The following is a 15,040-nucleotide window of genomic DNA, read 5'->3' on the forward strand; positions in this document are numbered from 1 at the left end:
ACTTCCCTATTTTTCAAAGAACCGGTGTCGGGCCACAATGCCCGGCACCATTCAAATCTGATGTGTGCGCAGCGATCGGTATCTCATCAATCAAGAATGGTGGAGCCTGTCGGGATCGAACCGACGACCCCCTGCTTGCAAAGCAGGTGCTCTCCCAGCTGAGCTAAGGCCCCAAGTGGTGGGTCTGGGAGGACTCGAACCACCGGCCTCACCCTTATCAGGGGTGCGCTCTAACCACCTGAGCTACAGACCCAGTCTTGCTTGATTACCAATCGTGCAGGTTACTTATGAGGACGCCTGGACAAGCGATGCAGCCTTGTCTCTAAAGGAGGTGATCCAGCCGCACCTTCCGATACGGCTACCTTGTTACGACTTCACCCCAGTCATCGGCCACACCGTGGCAAGCGCCCCCCTTGCGGTTAGGCTACCTGCTTCTGGTGCAACAAACTCCCATGGTGTGACGGGCGGTGTGTACAAGGCCCGGGAACGTATTCACCGCAGCAATGCTGATCTGCGATTACTAGCGATTCCGACTTCACGGAGTCGAGTTGCAGACTCCGATCCGGACTGAGAGAAGGTTTCTGGGATTGGCTTGCCCTCGCGGGTTTGCAGCCCTCTGTCCTTCCCATTGTAGTACGTGTGTAGCCCTGGCCGTAAGGGCCATGATGACTTGACGTCATCCCCACCTTCCTCCGGTTTGTCACCGGCGGTCTCCTTAGAGTTCCCACCATTACGTGCTGGCAACTAAGGACAAGGGTTGCGCTCGTTGCGGGACTTAACCCAACATCTCACGACACGAGCTGACGACAGCCATGCAGCACCTGTGTTCGAGTTCCCGAAGGCACCAATCCATCTCTGGAAAGTTCTCGACATGTCAAGGCCAGGTAAGGTTCTTCGCGTTGCATCGAATTAAACCACATACTCCACCGCTTGTGCGGGCCCCCGTCAATTCCTTTGAGTTTCAGTCTTGCGACCGTACTCCCCAGGCGGCGAACTTAACGCGTTAGCTTCGATACTGAGTTCCTAATTGAACCCAACATCCAGTTCGCATCGTTTAGGGCGTGGACTACCAGGGTATCTAATCCTGTTTGCTCCCCACGCTTTCGTGCCTCAGTGTCAGTGCTGGTCCAGGTAGTCGCCTTCGCCACGGATGTTCCTCCCGATCTCTACGCATTTCACTGCTACACCGGGAATTCCACTACCCTCTACCGCACTCTAGCCTGCCAGTATCCAATGCAATTCCCAGGTTGAGCCCAGGGCTTTCACATCAGACTTAACAAACCACCTACGCACGCTTTACGCCCAGTAATTCCGAGTAACGCTTGCACCCTTCGTATTACCGCGGCTGCTGGCACGAAGTTAGCCGGTGCTTATTCTTTGGGTACCGTCAGAACAATCGGGTATTAACCGACTGCTTTTCTTTCCCAACAAAAGGGCTTTACAACCCGAAGGCCTTCTTCACCCACGCGGCATGGCTGGATCAGGCTTGCGCCCATTGTCCAATATTCCCCACTGCTGCCTCCCGTAGGAGTCTGGACCGTGTCTCAGTTCCAGTGTGGCTGATCATCCTCTCAGACCAGCTACGGATCGTCGCCTTGGTGGGCCTTTACCCCGCCAACTAGCTAATCCGACATCGGCTCATCTATCTGCGCGAAGCCCGAAGGTCCTCCGCTTTCACCCGTAGGTCGTATGCGGTATTAGCGTAAGTTTCCCTACGTTATCCCCCACAAATAGGCAGATTCCGATGTATTCCTCACCCGTCCGCCACTCGCCACCCAAGGAGCAAGCTCCTCTGTGCTGCCGTTCGACTTGCATGTGTTAGGCCTGCCGCCAGCGTTCACTCTGAGCCAGGATCAAACTCTTCACTTAAAATTTTCGACATCACCGAAGTGACATCTAATGCTTCGAGTGCAGTCGTCTTTTCCAGAACTCGAACTACTCACTAGCATTTGCATGCTTTTGAATCTTTCTTGCTCTTTCTAGAACGTCTGCTAATGGACTAACACCACCAGCCAGACGTCCGCATAAGTATCCTGCGCACACTGTCAAAGATCTGCGGAAGCGGCCTCAGCGCCTGCTTCCCACTGCTTCGTCGTTTCCTCCGAAGCGAGCCGCCCATTCTAGCGCGGTTTTGGCTTTCGTCAACACCCGGTGAGGGGAAGATTTCTGCCGGCTTCAGCGTCCGACCCGAAGGCCTTTTCGTCGAAGCGAGCCGCACATCTTACCGCGGCTTCCGAGTCTGTCAACACCGCGTGAAACGCGTTTTCGACCTCCTCATCCCCCGCCCGACTCGCCGCCCCGAAGAGCAGCCCGCCGTGCGGGGCGCGAATTATGCACAGCTGAAACGGATTTGCAAAGAGGGTGACACGAAAATTTGCTCGATCGCCCTGAATACGCGGACGTGTTCAGGGCGATCTGCGCAACCGGGCTATTCGACGGTGACCGACTTCGCCAGATTCCGCGGTTTGTCGACATCCGTGCCGCGCGCCAGAGCCGTGTGATATGCCAGCAGCTGGACCGGGATGGTGTGGACGATCGGGCTCAGCACACCGACATGGCGTGGCGTGCGGATCACGTGCACCCCCTCGGAGGCGCTGAAGTTGCTGTCGGCATCCGTGAACACGAACAACTCGCCGCCGCGCGCGCGCACCTCCTGCATGTTCGATTTCACCTTCTCGAGCAGGGCGTCCTTCGGTGCGATCACGACGACCGGCATGTCCGCGTCCACCAGCGCCAGCGGCCCGTGCTTGAGCTCGCCCGCCGGGTAGGCCTCGGCATGGATATAGGAAATTTCCTTGAGCTTGAGCGCACCCTCCAGCGCGATCGGATAGTGCACACCGCGGCCGAGGAACAGCGCGTGCTGCTTGGGCGTGAACTTTTCGGCCCACATGGCGATTTGCGGCTCGAGGTTCAGCGCATGCTGCACGCTGCCGGGGAGCTGACGCAGGTCCTCGATGTAGCCGGCCTCCTGCTCGCTGTCGAGGCGTCCGTTGCGCTTGGCCAGTGTGACCGCGAGAGCGAACAGGCCGACGAGCTGGGTCGTGAACGCCTTGGTCGAGGCCACACCGATCTCGGCGCCGGCGCGGGTGTAGAACACCAGCCGGCTCGCACGCGGTATGGCGCTCTCCTGCACGTTGCAGATCGACAGCGTCCGGTCGTGGCCGAGCGAACGGGCATATTTCAGCGCCTCCATCGTGTCCAGCGTTTCGCCGGACTGGGAGATCGTGACGATCAGATGCTTCGGATTGGCCACTGCCTTGCGGTAGCGGTATTCGCTGGCGATCTCGACCGAGCACGGCAGGCCGCTGATCGCCTCGATCCAGTAACGCGCGACCGAGCCCGCATAGAAGCTGGTGCCGCAGGCGAGGATCTGCACGCCCTCGATGCCGTCGAACACCGCATCGGCGTCCGCCCCGAACAGGGTGGATTCGAATGCGGCCGCATCGATGATCGCCTCGATCGTATCGGCCAGCGCGCGCGGCTGTTCGTGGATTTCCTTCTGCATGAAGTGGCGGTACGGGCCGAGCTCGAGCGAGGCCAGCGACACGTCCGACAGGTGTTCCTCGCGGACCACCTCGCCGCCGGTGCCGTCGTAGACCTGCACGCCGTCGCGGGCCAGCACCGCCGTGTCGCCCTCTTCGAGGAAGATCACCCGGCGCGTCGCCTGCAGGATCGCGGACACGTCGGACGCGACGAAGTTCTCGCCGTCGCCCAGGCCGACCAGCAGCGGGCAGCCCATGCGCGCGACGACCATCCTGTCGGGCTCGTTGCGGTCGATGACCGCGAGCGCGTACGCGCCTTCGAGTTCGGCAGTCGACGCCTGCAGCGCGGCCAGCAGATCCAGCCCCTGCGACTGGTGATGATGGATCAGGTGGGCGATGACCTCGGTGTCGGTCTGCGATTCGAACACGTAGCCGAGCTGCGTCAGGCGTTCGCGCTGCGCCTCGTGGTTCTCGATGATGCCGTTGTGCACCAGCGCGAGGCTGTCGTGGCTGATGTGCGGATGCGCGTTGTGTTCGGTCACGCCGCCGTGCGTGGCCCAGCGGGTGTGGCCGATGCCGAGCGTCGCATGGAAATCCTCTTTGGCCGCGGCGGCTTCCATCTCCGACACCCGGCCGGTGCGGCGCACGCGGCGCAGTCCGTCGGCGGTGGCGACGGCGATGCCGGCCGAGTCGTACCCCCGGTACTCGAGACGCTTGAGGCCCTCGATGAGAGCCGGGACCACATCGCGACCCGCGATCGCACCCACGATTCCGCACATGACGTTGCTCCTGAATTCAGTGGACCATTCTAGCGGCGTGCGATGCGCATCCTCCCGCTGGGCGATGGGCCTGCCGGCATCGGTTCGGCCGCGGCTCACATGGGCAGGATGACGCGCCGTCCGGCGGACATCGTCGAGGGGCACGGTGTCCGCGCGGCCGTCCGCGTCGCGCGCGGACACGACGCATACGATCAACGTCCCATACAGATCAACGACTTGGAGATGGCACGGTCCGTGCGTAAGACCCTCGTGTCTTCCTGACCGATCGCGTCCATGTCCATCGAGCCCACCCCCGCCCCGCGACCCCGCCCCTCCGGCATCCGCGACACGTCCGGCCAGGACACGCGTCACGCCGATACCGGATCCGGCGCGCGCCACCTGCGGCGCTGGGCGATGGTCGGCGGCCTGGGCCTCGTCCTGTTGCTGATCGCGGTCTGGGTGGCGTCGGGCTGGGCCGGCGGCGGCAGCTCGGTGGATGCATCGCGGTTGCGCATCGCCGAGGTCACGCGCGGCGATCTCACTCGCGACATCGCGGCCGAGGGCCGGGTCATTTCCGCCAACAGCCCCACGCTGTACGCGATCTCCGGCGGCACGGTCACGCTGAAGGTCGTCGCGGGCGACCAGGTCGAGCGCGGCCAGGCGCTGGCCGAGATCGACAGCCCCGAACTGCGCAGCAAGCTGGCGCAGGAAGAGACCACGCTGGCGAGTCTCGAAGCCGAAGCCGGCCGCGCCGCACTCGACGCGCAGCTCAGCAGCGCCGCGGCACGCAAGGAACTCGACCAGGCCGAGATCGACCGCACCGCCGCCGAGCGCGATCTGCAGCGCTATCAGCGCGCGTTCGACGGCGGCGCAGTGGCCCAGGTAGATCTGGCCAAGGCCCAGGACACCCTGAAGAAGACCGAGATCGGCGTGGCAAGCGCCCGCCAGGACGTCAGCCTGCAGGGCCGCGGCGCCGGCCTCGACACCCGCAACAAGCAGTTGCTCGCCGAACGCCAGCGCGCGGTGGTGACCGAGATGCGCCGGCAGGTGGACCTGCTCACGGTGCGCGCGCCGTTCGACGGCCAGGTCGGCCAGGTGCAGGCGATCCAGAGCAGCAACGTGGCCGCGAACGCGCCGGTGCTGTCGGTCGTCGATCTGTCGGTGTTCGAGGTCGAAATCAAAGTACCGGAAAGCTTCGCGCGCGATCTGGCGATCGGCATGCCGGCACAGATCGGCAGTGCGGGCACGCAGTATCCGGCGCAGGTGTCGGCGGTCTCGCCCGAGGTCGTGGGCGGTGAAGTGGTCGCGCGGCTGCGTTTCGACGACGGCCACCAGCCGCCCGGCCTGCGCCAGAACCAGCGGCTGTCGGCGCGGATCGTGCTCGACACGCGCACGGACGTGCTGATGGTGGCGCGCGGCCCGTTCCTCGACCAGGGCGGCGGTCGTGCGGCCTATGTTCTCGACGGCAACACGGCAGTGCGGCGGCCGATCCAGGCCGGCGCCAGCAGCCTGTCGGCGGTCGAGATCGTCTCCGGCCTGCAGCCCGGCGAGCGCATCGTCGTCGCCGGTAGCGACCTGTTCGACAACGCGGAGCGGATCCGCATTTCCGGCCTGTGACCAGGAGCCCCGACATGAAGACGCCGTTCGATTGCCCGTTCCCCATCGGCTGGACCGCCGACGATCTCGCCGACGCGGTGCCACGCCGCCTGTCGGCCCTGTTCGCGCCCGGCATCGCGACTGCGCGAGACCTGCCGCACCTGCCCGCTTCCACCGCGCTCGCACACCGCTATCCGGTGCGCAGCAACCTGCCGACGTTGTTCCAGGTGCGCTGACCGCGCCGACGCCCGCCCTTCCCTCCGATTTCGAACAGGACATTCCCATGCTCGACATGCGCCAGGTCGCCAAGGTCTACCGCACCGAACTCGTCGAAACCCATGCGCTGCGTGCGCTCGACCTGCATGTGCGCGAAGGCGAGTTCGTCGCGGTCACCGGCCCGTCGGGCTCGGGCAAGACGACGTTTCTCAACATCGCCGGCCTGCTGGAAACCTTCACCGGCGGCGAGTATCTGCTCGATGGCGTGGAGGTGCGCGGCATGAACGACAACGCACGCTCGAAGCTGCGCAACGAGAAGATCGGTTTCATCTTCCAGGGCTTCAACCTGATCCCCGATCTCAACCTGTTTGACAACGTCGACGTGCCGCTGCGCTACCGCGGCATGCCGGCCAACGAACGCAAGCTGCGCATCGAGGACGCGCTGGGCATGGTCGGTCTCGCCTCGCGCATGAAGCACTACCCGGCCGAGCTGTCGGGCGGCCAGCAGCAGCGCGTGGCGATCGCCCGCGCGCTCGCCGGCAGCCCGCGCCTGCTGCTGGCCGACGAACCCACCGGCAACCTCGATTCGCAGATGGCGCGCAGCGTGCTCGAGCTGCTCGAGGACATCAACCAGCAGGGCACGACGATCGTCATGGTGACCCACGACCCCGAACTCGCCGCGCGCGCGCAGCGCAATGTGCACATCGTCGACGGCCTGGCCAGTGACGTGGTGAGGCCCGCGGCGCTGATGCGCACGGAAGCACAGGCCGTGACGTCGTAGCGACCGCGGCCGGCGCGCCATCGCCACGTCCGCACGACCGCATGCATCGCGCCCACGGGCGCTATCGACCACCCGGGATTCCGCCATGTTCGGCTACTACCTCACTCTCGCCCTGCGCAGCTTCCGCAACAGCAAGGTCCTCACCGCGCTGATGGTGCTGGCGATCGCGCTGGGCATCGGCGCGTGCATGACCACGCTCACGGTGTTCTACGTGCTCGCCGGTGATCCGATCCCGCACAAGAGCAGCGTGCTGTTCTACCCGCAGATCGAGCCGCGCACGATGAGCGGCTTCACGCCTGGCGACGATCCGTCGGAGCAGATGACCCGCTTCGATGCCGAGGCGCTGCTGCGCGACGCGCGTGCCGACCGCCAGGCCCTGATGACGGGGGGTGGCGTCGCGGTGGAATCGGAGGATGGCCGGGTCGATCCCTTCATCGCGGATGCGCGCTACACCACCGCCGATTTCTTCCCGATGTTCGATGTGCCCTTCCGTTACGGAGGCGGCTGGAATGCGGGCGACGACGAGGCGCGGGCGCGCGTGCTGGTGATCTCCGCCGCATTGAACGACACGCTGTTCGACGGCGCCGACAGCGTGGGCCGCACCCTGATGGTGTCGGGCGCACCGTTCCGGGTGCTCGGCGTGATGGACGACTGGCGCCCCACGCCGAAGTTCTACGACATGACCAACGACCGCTTCAACGAAACCGAACAGATCTTCATTCCGTTCTGGACCTCGCGCGCGATGAAGCTCGGCACGCGTGGCGACATGAGCTGCTGGGGCGACTCGAGCACGGACGAGGAGGGCTCGACCGGCGCCAGCGCGCCGTGTGCCTGGCTGCAGTACTGGGTGGAACTGGGCACGCCCGACAAGGTGGACGCGTACCGGCAGTACCTGGTGGATTATTCCGACCAGCAACGCGCCGCCGGCCGGTTCGAACGCCCCACCAACGTGCGGCTCCACGGCGTGATGGACTGGCTGGACGAGAACGATGCCGTGCCCGCCGACGTGCGCCTGCAGGTGTGGCTGGCGCTCGGGTTTCTGGCGGTGTGCCTGCTCAACACCGTGGGCCTGTTGCTGGCGAAATTCCTCGGCCGGGCCTCCCAGATCGGCGTGCGCCGGGCATTGGGCGCGACGCGACGCGCGATCTTCGCCCAGTGCCTGGTCGAGGCCGGCACGGTCGGCCTGGCGGGCGGCCTCCTCGGCCTGGCGCTCTCTTGGCTGGGCCTGTGGGCGGTGCGCCGACAACCGGCGGACTACGCCGCGCTGGCGCACATGGATGTCGAGATGCTGCTGACCACGTTCCTGCTCGCGATCGGTGCCAGCCTGCTGGCCGGACTTCTGCCCGCATGGCGCGCGATGCAGGTCACGCCGGCGATCCAGCTCAAGTCGCAATGATCCGCTCCACGTCCGCATCGGGGACGTCGATGTCGAGGCTGGCCGGTCCATGCCTCGCGCCGCGTCGCCGCCAGCATCCACATCCGCCGGTCATCACCCGGCACCCGAGCTGAAACCGAGGCCCGCCATGGACATCCGCCCCATCCTTTCCACGTTGGCCCGCCACAAGACCGCCGCCGCCCTGATCGTGCTCGAAGTGGCGCTGGCGTGCGCGATCATCTGCAACGCGGTGTTTCTGATCGACAACCGCCTGCAACGCATGGACCGGCCCACGGGCCTGGCGGAGGCCGAGATCGTCCGCATCAACATCGGCGGCATCGGCAAGGACGACGACGCCGCTGCCCGCGTCAGGCAGGACGTGGCCAGCCTGCGCGCACTTCCCGGCGTCCGGGCCGCGAGCAGCATCAACCACGTGCCGTTCGACAATTCATCCTGGAACAGTTCGATCAACCTGCGGCCCGACCAGCCGATGCCGAGCCTCAGTGCCAATGTCTATCTTGGCGAAGGCGTGATCGACACCTTCGGATTGCAGCTGGTGGAAGGGCGCGACTTCACTCCGGACGAGTACCAGGACTGGACGGCCATGAACGAGCCGAACGCCAAGGCCAACATCCCGTCGGTCATCCTGAGCCGCGAGGCGGCCGAGCAGCTGTTTCCCGGCGAGAGCGCTCTGGGCAAGAACATCTATGCGTGGAACAGCGACAACCTGCCGCATCGCGTGGTCGGCATCGTCGAGCGACTCATCCGCACGAACGACAACGGCGGGCCAGCCCAGGCCGGCTATACCCTCATCCTGCCGGTGCGCGATGTCACGATGGGACGCTTCGCCCTGCGCACATCGCCCGAACAGCGCACCGAAGTGCTGCGGGCCGCGGTGGCGCAGCTGGAGCGCAACAGCGAGCGCCGGCTGATCCTGGCCGAAGGGACGTTCGAGGACGTCGTCGACAAATACTACCGGCAGGATCGCGCGATGGCCTGGCTGCTCGTTGCCGTGATCATTGCGCTGCTGGTGGTGACCGCACTCGGAATCGTCGGCCTGGCCAGCTTCTGGGTGCAGCAACGCACCAAGCAGATCGGCATCCGGCGCGCGCTCGGCGCGACCCGCGGCCAGATCGTGCGCTACTTCCAGATCGAGAACTTCCTGCTCGCGACGATCGGCATCGTCCTCGGCATGCTGCTGGCCTACGGACTCAACCAGTTGCTGATGACGCGCTACGAACTGCCGCGACTGCCGCTGATCTATCTGCCCGTCGGGGCGGCGGCGCTCTGGCTGCTCGGGCAGATCGCGGTGTTCTGGCCCGCACGGCGCGCGGCCTCGGTGCCGCCGGCCGTCGCGACGCGCAGCGTCTGATGTGCGCACTGCCGATCGCCGTGAACCGCCGGGCGATCGACCCGCCTGCCGGATCGTGCCTGGCGGTTCTCGCGTGCATGCCGGCGCGCGCGGCATCGTCCGCGCCCGGCCCGCGGATGCGCCTTCGCCTTGGACCATAATCGCGCCATGCCCACGATCCTCGTCATCGACGACAACCCGGCGGTCGCGACCGCACTGACCGTGCTGTTCTCGCTGCACGATCTCGATTGCGTGCATGCCGACGGACCGGAGCGCGGGCTGGCGCGGTTACGCGAGGGGGGCATCGACCTGGTCGTGCAGGACATGAATTTCCATGCCGACACCACCTCGGGCGAGGAAGGCATCGCGCTGTTCCATGCCATCCGCGGCATCGATGCCGATCTCCCGGTCATCCTGCTGACGGCCTGGACACACCTCGAGGCCGCCGTCGACCTGATCCGCGCCGGCGCGGCGGACTACCTCGGCAAGCCCTGGGACGACGGCAAGCTGATGGCGACCGTCAACACGCTGCTCGAGCTGGCGTCCACGCGGCGCGAGCTCGCCGCACGTGTGCGCGAGGAGGCGGGACGGCGCGACCGCCTGGCCTCAGGCCACGACCTGCGCGGCCTGGTGTACGCCGACCCCGCCAGCGAAGCGACGCTGTCGCTCGCGCTGCAGGTCGCCCGCTCGCACCTGCCGGTGCTGATCACCGGCCCCAATGGCGCAGGCAAGGAAAAGTACGCCGAGATCCTCCACGCCAATTCGGCGGTCCACGGCGGCCCGTTCGTCGCGCTCAATTGCGGCGCGTTGCCGCACGACCTGATCGAGGCCGAGCTGTTCGGTGCCGAGCCCGGCGCCTATACCGGCGCGACACGTGCACGCGAAGGCAAGTTCGAGGCGGCCGACGGCGGCACCCTGTTCCTCGACGAGATCGGCACGCTGCCACCATCGGGCCAGGTGAAACTGCTGCGCGTCCTGGAGACCGGCCGCTTCGAGCGCCTCGGCGGCAATCGCGAACGCAGCGTGCACGTGCGCGTGGTCAGCGCGACCAATGCCGACCTGTCCGCGATGATCGCCGATGGCCGGTTCCGCGAGGACCTGTACTACCGCCTCAACGGCATCGAGTTGCGACTGCCGCCGCTGGGCCAGCGGCCGCGCGACATCCTGCCACTGGCGCGGCACTTCCTCGGCGAGCGCAAGGTGCTCGGCGACGACGCCGAGCGCGCGCTGCTCGCGCACGGCTGGCCGGGCAACGTGCGCGAGCTGCGCAATGTCATGCAGCGTGCCGAACTGCTGGCGATGGATACGCGCATCCACGCGGGCGACCTGGGCCTGCCGGCGGTCGCACGGGGCGCGGCACCTGCGCCCGTCGCCGACGAACCTGGCCGAGCCGACATCGAAGCCGCACTCGCACGCAGTGGCGGCGTGCTGGCGCAGGCCGCCGCGGAGCTCGGACTGTCACGCCAGGCGCTGTACCGGCGCCTCGACCGCCTCGGCATTCCGCGCAGCTGACATGCCCTGGCACCAACGCCTGCCGCTGACGGTGACCCTGACCGTCGTCGCCCTGCTGCACGTGGCAGGGGCGATCGCACTGGCGCTGTTTTTATCGCGCTGGCTGCCGGTCTGGACAGCCGGCGGCGTCGCATTCGCTGCGGCGATTCCCAGCCTGGTCTGGGCGTTGCGGCGGATCATCGCCCCCGCCCAGTCGTTGTTCCGTGCACTCGCCGGCACGGTGACCAGCTATCGCGACGGCGACTACAGCTTCAGCCTGTCCTGGCAGGGGCGCGGCACGCTGCGCGAGCTCGTCGACGCCCACAACGAACTGGGCGATACCCTGCGCGCGCAGCGGCAATCGCTGGTGCAGCGCGAACTGCTGCTCGACACCATGGTCCAGAACACGCCTGTGGCGATGCTGTTGATCGATCCGAGCGGCCGCATCGTTCACGCCAACATCGCAGCGCGCAAAACCTTCGGCGGTGGACGGCGACTGGAAGGGCAACTGTTCGCCACCCTTCTCGCCGGAGCGCCGTCGAGCATGGCCGAGGCGTTCGCTGCGGGGGGCGACGGGATGTTCAGTGTCGGCGACGGCGACGCCGAGGACATCTATCACCTGTCCCGTCGCCGGTTCCGGCTCAACGCCCGCCATCACGAGCTGGTGCTGCTGCGCGAGATGACGACCGACCTGCGTCGCCAGGAAGTGCAGACCTGGAAGAAGGTCATCCGCGTGATCAGCCACGAGCTCAACAATTCGCTGGCGCCGATCGCGTCACTGGCACATTCCGGCGCGGAGTTGCTGCGCCGCGGACAACTCGAGCGGCTGCCCGAAGCGCTGACCACGATCGAGGAACGCGCCCGACATCTCGAAAGCTTCATCCGCGGCTACGCCCGGTTCGCCAAGCTGCCGGCGCCGCGGCGCGATCCGGTCCAGCTGCTGACCTTCATCGACCAGTTGGCCTCGCAGGTGCCATTCGAGATTGAAGGCCACGTCGACCCGGGCGCCATCGCGCACTTCGATGCGGGCCAGGTGGAACAGGCGCTGTTGAACCTGCTGCGCAATGCCCACGAGTCCGGAACCGCGCCCGGAAGCGTGAGGCTCGCCGTGCGGCGCACGGCCGACGGCTGGCGCCTCGACGTCCTGGATCGCGGCGCCGGCATGAACGAAGCCGTGCTCGGGAATGCGCTGCTGCCGTTCTATTCCACCAAACGCAACGGCACGGGCCTCGGCCTCGCGCTCGCGCGCGAGATCGCCGAGGCGCACGGCGGTCGGATCGCCCTGCTCAACCGACCGGACGGCGGCCTCTGCGTCTCGCTGGTGCTGCCCCTTGCCTGACCGGTGCGGCCGCGTCAGCGCTTCTTCGGCCGCGTCCAGCCCTGGATGATCGACTGCCGACCGCGCGCCACGGCGAGCTTGCCGTCGGGCACGTCGTTGACGATCACCGAACCGGCCGCCGTCGTCGCGTCGTCGCCGATGCGTACGGGCGCGACGAGTGAGGCGTTGGACCCGATGAACGCACGGTCGCCGATCACCGTCTTCGACTTGTTCACGCCGTCGTAATTGCACGTGATCGTGCCCGCGCCGATGTTGCTGCCGGCGCCGATCTCGGCATCGCCCAGATACGTGAGGTGATTGGCCTTGCTGCCGACCCCGATCACGGCGTTCTTGGTCTCGACGAAGTTGCCGATGTGCACGCCGTCGGCGAGCACGGTGCCCGGACGCAGCCGCGCGAACGGCCCGATCGTCACCGCACCCTCGGCGCGGATGCCGTCGACGTCGCAATGCGCACGGACCTCGGTGCCCGCGCCCAGCACCACGTCCTTGAGCCGGCAGAACGGGCCCACGCGCACGCCGCTGCCCAGCTCCACCCGCCCTTCGAAGACGACGTCGACATCGATCTCCACATCGGCGCCGACGATCACCTCGCCCCGGATGTCGACGCGCGACGGATCGGCGACGCGCGCGCCCTGCAGGCACAGCGCACGTACCGCGCGCAGCTGCCAGGCGCGCTCGATCTGGGCGAGCTGCCAGGGATCGTTCGCGCCCTCGGCTTCGAGCGGATCGTCGACCATCACCAGTTCGGCAGCGCTGTACTCGCCGGCCGCCATCGCGAAGACGTCGGTCAGGTAGTACTCGCCCTGGGCGTTCTCGGCCGACAGGCTGGCGAGCCAGCGCTTCAGCGCCGTCGCTTCGGCGGCGATGATGCCGGTATTGACCAGCGCGATACGCCGCTGCTCGCCGGTCGCGTCCTTGTGCTCGACGATCGCGCCGACGTGGCCTTCCGAATCGCGCACGATGCGGCCGTAGCCGGTGGGATCGTCGAGCTCGGCGGCCAGCACGGCCAGCCGTCCCTCGATCGCGACCAGGCGGCGCAGCGTCTCGGCGCGCAGCAGCGGCACATCGCCGTACAGCACGAGCACCTGCGCACCGTCGGGCACGCCCGGCATCGCCTGGCGCACCGCATGGCCCGTGCCGAGCTGGTCGGCCTGCTCGGCCCACGCGATGTCGGGCTGGTCCTCGAACGCCGCGCGCACCTGTTCGCCGCCATGGCCGTGCACCACGTGGATGCCCGCCGGCGACAACGCGCGCGCGGCCTCGATGACGTGCCACAGCATCGGGCGCCCGGCAATCCGCTGCAGCACCTTGGGCCGCGAGGATTTCATGCGCTTGCCCTCGCCGGCGGCGAGGATGACGACGTGCAGCGGAGCGGTCATGGGAACATCCGGACGGGAATGCAGGAAATTCTAACGGCGCGCGGATTAGGATGCGCCCTTTCCCGGCCTGCCTGCCGCCCCATGACGCGTTTCCGCCACTCCTCCCGCGAACCGCGGCCCGGTCGCACGGGCTTGCGCCTGAGCCGCCAGGGCCGCGACTATCTGATCGTCGGCCTGCTGCAATGGCTGCTCGACTGGGGCGTGGTCGTGGGCCTCACCCACATGGGGCTTCCGGTCGCCCCCGCGAACGTCACGGGGCGCATCACCGGCGCGCTGCTCGGCTACTGGCTCAACGGCAAATGGACCTTCGCCAGCGACCGCACCGCGGTCGGCGCGACCCAGTTCCAGCGCTTCATGGCGATGTGGGTCTGCACCACGCTGCTCAGCACCTGGGCGCTGACCCAGATCGACGATGTGCTCGGATTGCGCTGGGTCTGGCTGGCGAAGCCGGCGATCGAGGTCGCGCTGGGCGTCGTCGGTTTCGTGCTTTCGCGTTACTGGATCTACAAGCGCTGACGCACGCACGGCCTTGAACCGGAGCCGGATGCCGGTATCGGCATTCCCATCGACCCGGCGCCCTGCGCGTCCGCGAAATGCCCATCGCGCCCGAGTGCGCGCCTACAAGAAGCACACGGTATCCAGGACAGGAACACCGCGCGTCCTGCAGGAACGCGCTTGCGCGCGCGGTGCACCGCTTCCGCGCACAGCGCACCGCATGCGCACCGTGCCCCGAAACGCGACGACCCCGCCGAAGCGGGGTCGTCGGGCAACGCACGGTCGTATGGCCGTCAGTGCTTGAGCGTCTTGCGCAGCCGCTCGAGTGCCTGCAGCTGGACCACGGCCTCGGCGAGCTTCTGCTGCGCCTCGGCGACGTCCATCGCTTCGCCGCGGCCGGCCAGGATGCGCTCGGCTTCGTCCTTGACCGCCTTGACCGCGGCTTCGTCGATGTCGTCGGCGCGGATCGCGGTGTCGGCCAGGATCGTCACGACCTGCGGCTGCACCTCGAGGATGCCGCCGCCGATCGCGAAGTCGAGCACTTCGCCGTTGGGCTGGGTGACGACGACCTTGCCCGGCTTGAGGCGGGTGATCAGCGGGGCGTGGCGCGGCGCGATGCCGAGCTCACCGAGCTCGCCGGTGGCCACGACCATGGTCGCCTCGCCGTGGAAGATCTCGGCCTCGGCGCTGACGATGTCGCAACGGATGGTGGTGGTCATGTTTCCTCGCTTCGCTCGGAAACGGGATTCGTGATTCGTGATCCGCGGTTCGTGAACG

Annotated in this window: 11 protein-coding genes, 2 tRNA genes and 1 rRNA gene; 8 read left to right on the forward strand and 6 right to left on the reverse strand. The window is 66.8% G+C overall.

Translation table 11 applies throughout. The features are described from left to right. Positions 1 to 97 precede the first annotated feature (97 nt). From ACF3M1_RS14625 to glmS, 4 genes are all read right to left on the reverse strand, one after another. Positions 98 to 173, reverse strand: a tRNA-Ala gene (locus ACF3M1_RS14625). 3 nt (positions 174 to 176) lie between these two features. Next, positions 177 to 253, reverse strand: a tRNA-Ile gene (locus ACF3M1_RS14630). A 71-nt stretch (positions 254 to 324) separates the two neighbouring features. Continuing rightward, a 16S ribosomal RNA gene (locus ACF3M1_RS14635) occupies positions 325 to 1,869 on the reverse strand. Positions 1,870 to 2,428: 559 nt separating this feature from the next. Then, positions 2,429 to 4,261 (reverse strand): glutamine--fructose-6-phosphate transaminase (isomerizing), encoded by a 1,833-nt coding sequence (glmS, locus tag ACF3M1_RS14640; protein WP_394001852.1) that lies wholly within the window; start codon positions 4,259 to 4,261, stop codon positions 2,429 to 2,431. A 273-nt stretch (positions 4,262 to 4,534) separates the two neighbouring features. Between glmS and ACF3M1_RS14645 the strand changes: the two genes are divergently transcribed. From ACF3M1_RS14645 to ACF3M1_RS14675, 7 genes are all read left to right on the forward strand, one after another. Continuing rightward, positions 4,535 to 5,857, forward strand: coding sequence for an efflux RND transporter periplasmic adaptor subunit (locus ACF3M1_RS14645; RefSeq protein ID WP_394001854.1), 1,323 nt, complete (start codon positions 4,535 to 4,537; stop codon positions 5,855 to 5,857). A gap of 14 nt (positions 5,858 to 5,871) precedes the next feature. Then, entirely contained in the window at positions 5,872 to 6,072 is a 201-nt protein-coding gene (locus ACF3M1_RS14650) for a hypothetical protein (protein ID WP_394001856.1), read from the forward strand. A gap of 47 nt (positions 6,073 to 6,119) precedes the next feature. Beyond that, on the forward strand, positions 6,120 to 6,833 hold the full coding sequence (locus tag ACF3M1_RS14655) for an ABC transporter ATP-binding protein (protein ID WP_394001857.1): 714 nt from the start codon (positions 6,120 to 6,122) through the stop codon (positions 6,831 to 6,833). Positions 6,834 to 6,918: 85 nt separating this feature from the next. Next, positions 6,919 to 8,229, forward strand: coding sequence for an ABC transporter permease (locus tag ACF3M1_RS14660; RefSeq protein WP_394001859.1), 1,311 nt, complete (start codon positions 6,919 to 6,921; stop codon positions 8,227 to 8,229). A 127-nt stretch (positions 8,230 to 8,356) separates the two neighbouring features. Continuing rightward, complete coding sequence (locus ACF3M1_RS14665; RefSeq protein WP_394005288.1) at positions 8,357 to 9,580, forward strand: ABC transporter permease; 1,224 nt, start codon at positions 8,357 to 8,359, stop codon at positions 9,578 to 9,580. Positions 9,581 to 9,727: 147 nt separating this feature from the next. Beyond that, positions 9,728 to 11,071 carry a sigma-54-dependent transcriptional regulator gene (locus ACF3M1_RS14670; protein WP_394001861.1) on the forward strand — a complete coding sequence of 448 codons (1,344 nt, stop codon included), beginning with the start codon at positions 9,728 to 9,730 and terminating at the stop codon, positions 11,069 to 11,071. A 1-nt stretch (position 11,072) separates the two neighbouring features. Continuing rightward, the gene (locus tag ACF3M1_RS14675; protein ID WP_394001863.1) at positions 11,073 to 12,389 is read left to right on the forward strand and encodes a sensor histidine kinase; all 1,317 of its coding nucleotides are present in this window, start codon (positions 11,073 to 11,075) and stop codon (positions 12,387 to 12,389) included. 14 nt (positions 12,390 to 12,403) lie between these two features. On the opposite strand, the gene glmU is transcribed toward ACF3M1_RS14675, so the two are convergent. Next, positions 12,404 to 13,768, reverse strand: coding sequence for a bifunctional UDP-N-acetylglucosamine diphosphorylase/glucosamine-1-phosphate N-acetyltransferase GlmU (glmU, locus tag ACF3M1_RS14680; protein WP_394001865.1), 1,365 nt, complete (start codon positions 13,766 to 13,768; stop codon positions 12,404 to 12,406). Positions 13,769 to 13,900: 132 nt separating this feature from the next. Here glmU and ACF3M1_RS14685 point away from each other — a divergent pair, with 132 nt between their 5' ends. Further along, the gene (locus ACF3M1_RS14685) at positions 13,901 to 14,284 is read left to right on the forward strand and encodes a GtrA family protein (RefSeq protein WP_394001867.1); all 384 of its coding nucleotides are present in this window, start codon (positions 13,901 to 13,903) and stop codon (positions 14,282 to 14,284) included. A 272-nt stretch (positions 14,285 to 14,556) separates the two neighbouring features. Here ACF3M1_RS14685 and ACF3M1_RS14690 read toward each other — a convergent pair whose 3' ends face one another. Next, a complete protein-coding gene (locus ACF3M1_RS14690; protein ID WP_394001869.1) occupies positions 14,557 to 14,982 on the reverse strand; it encodes a F0F1 ATP synthase subunit epsilon in 426 nt (141 codons plus the stop codon). Positions 14,983 to 15,040: the final 58 nt, after the last annotated feature.

The organism is Luteimonas sp. WGS1318 (assembly GCF_043187535.1).
In the GTDB taxonomy this organism is placed as follows: Bacteria; Pseudomonadota; Gammaproteobacteria; order Xanthomonadales; family Xanthomonadaceae; genus Luteimonas.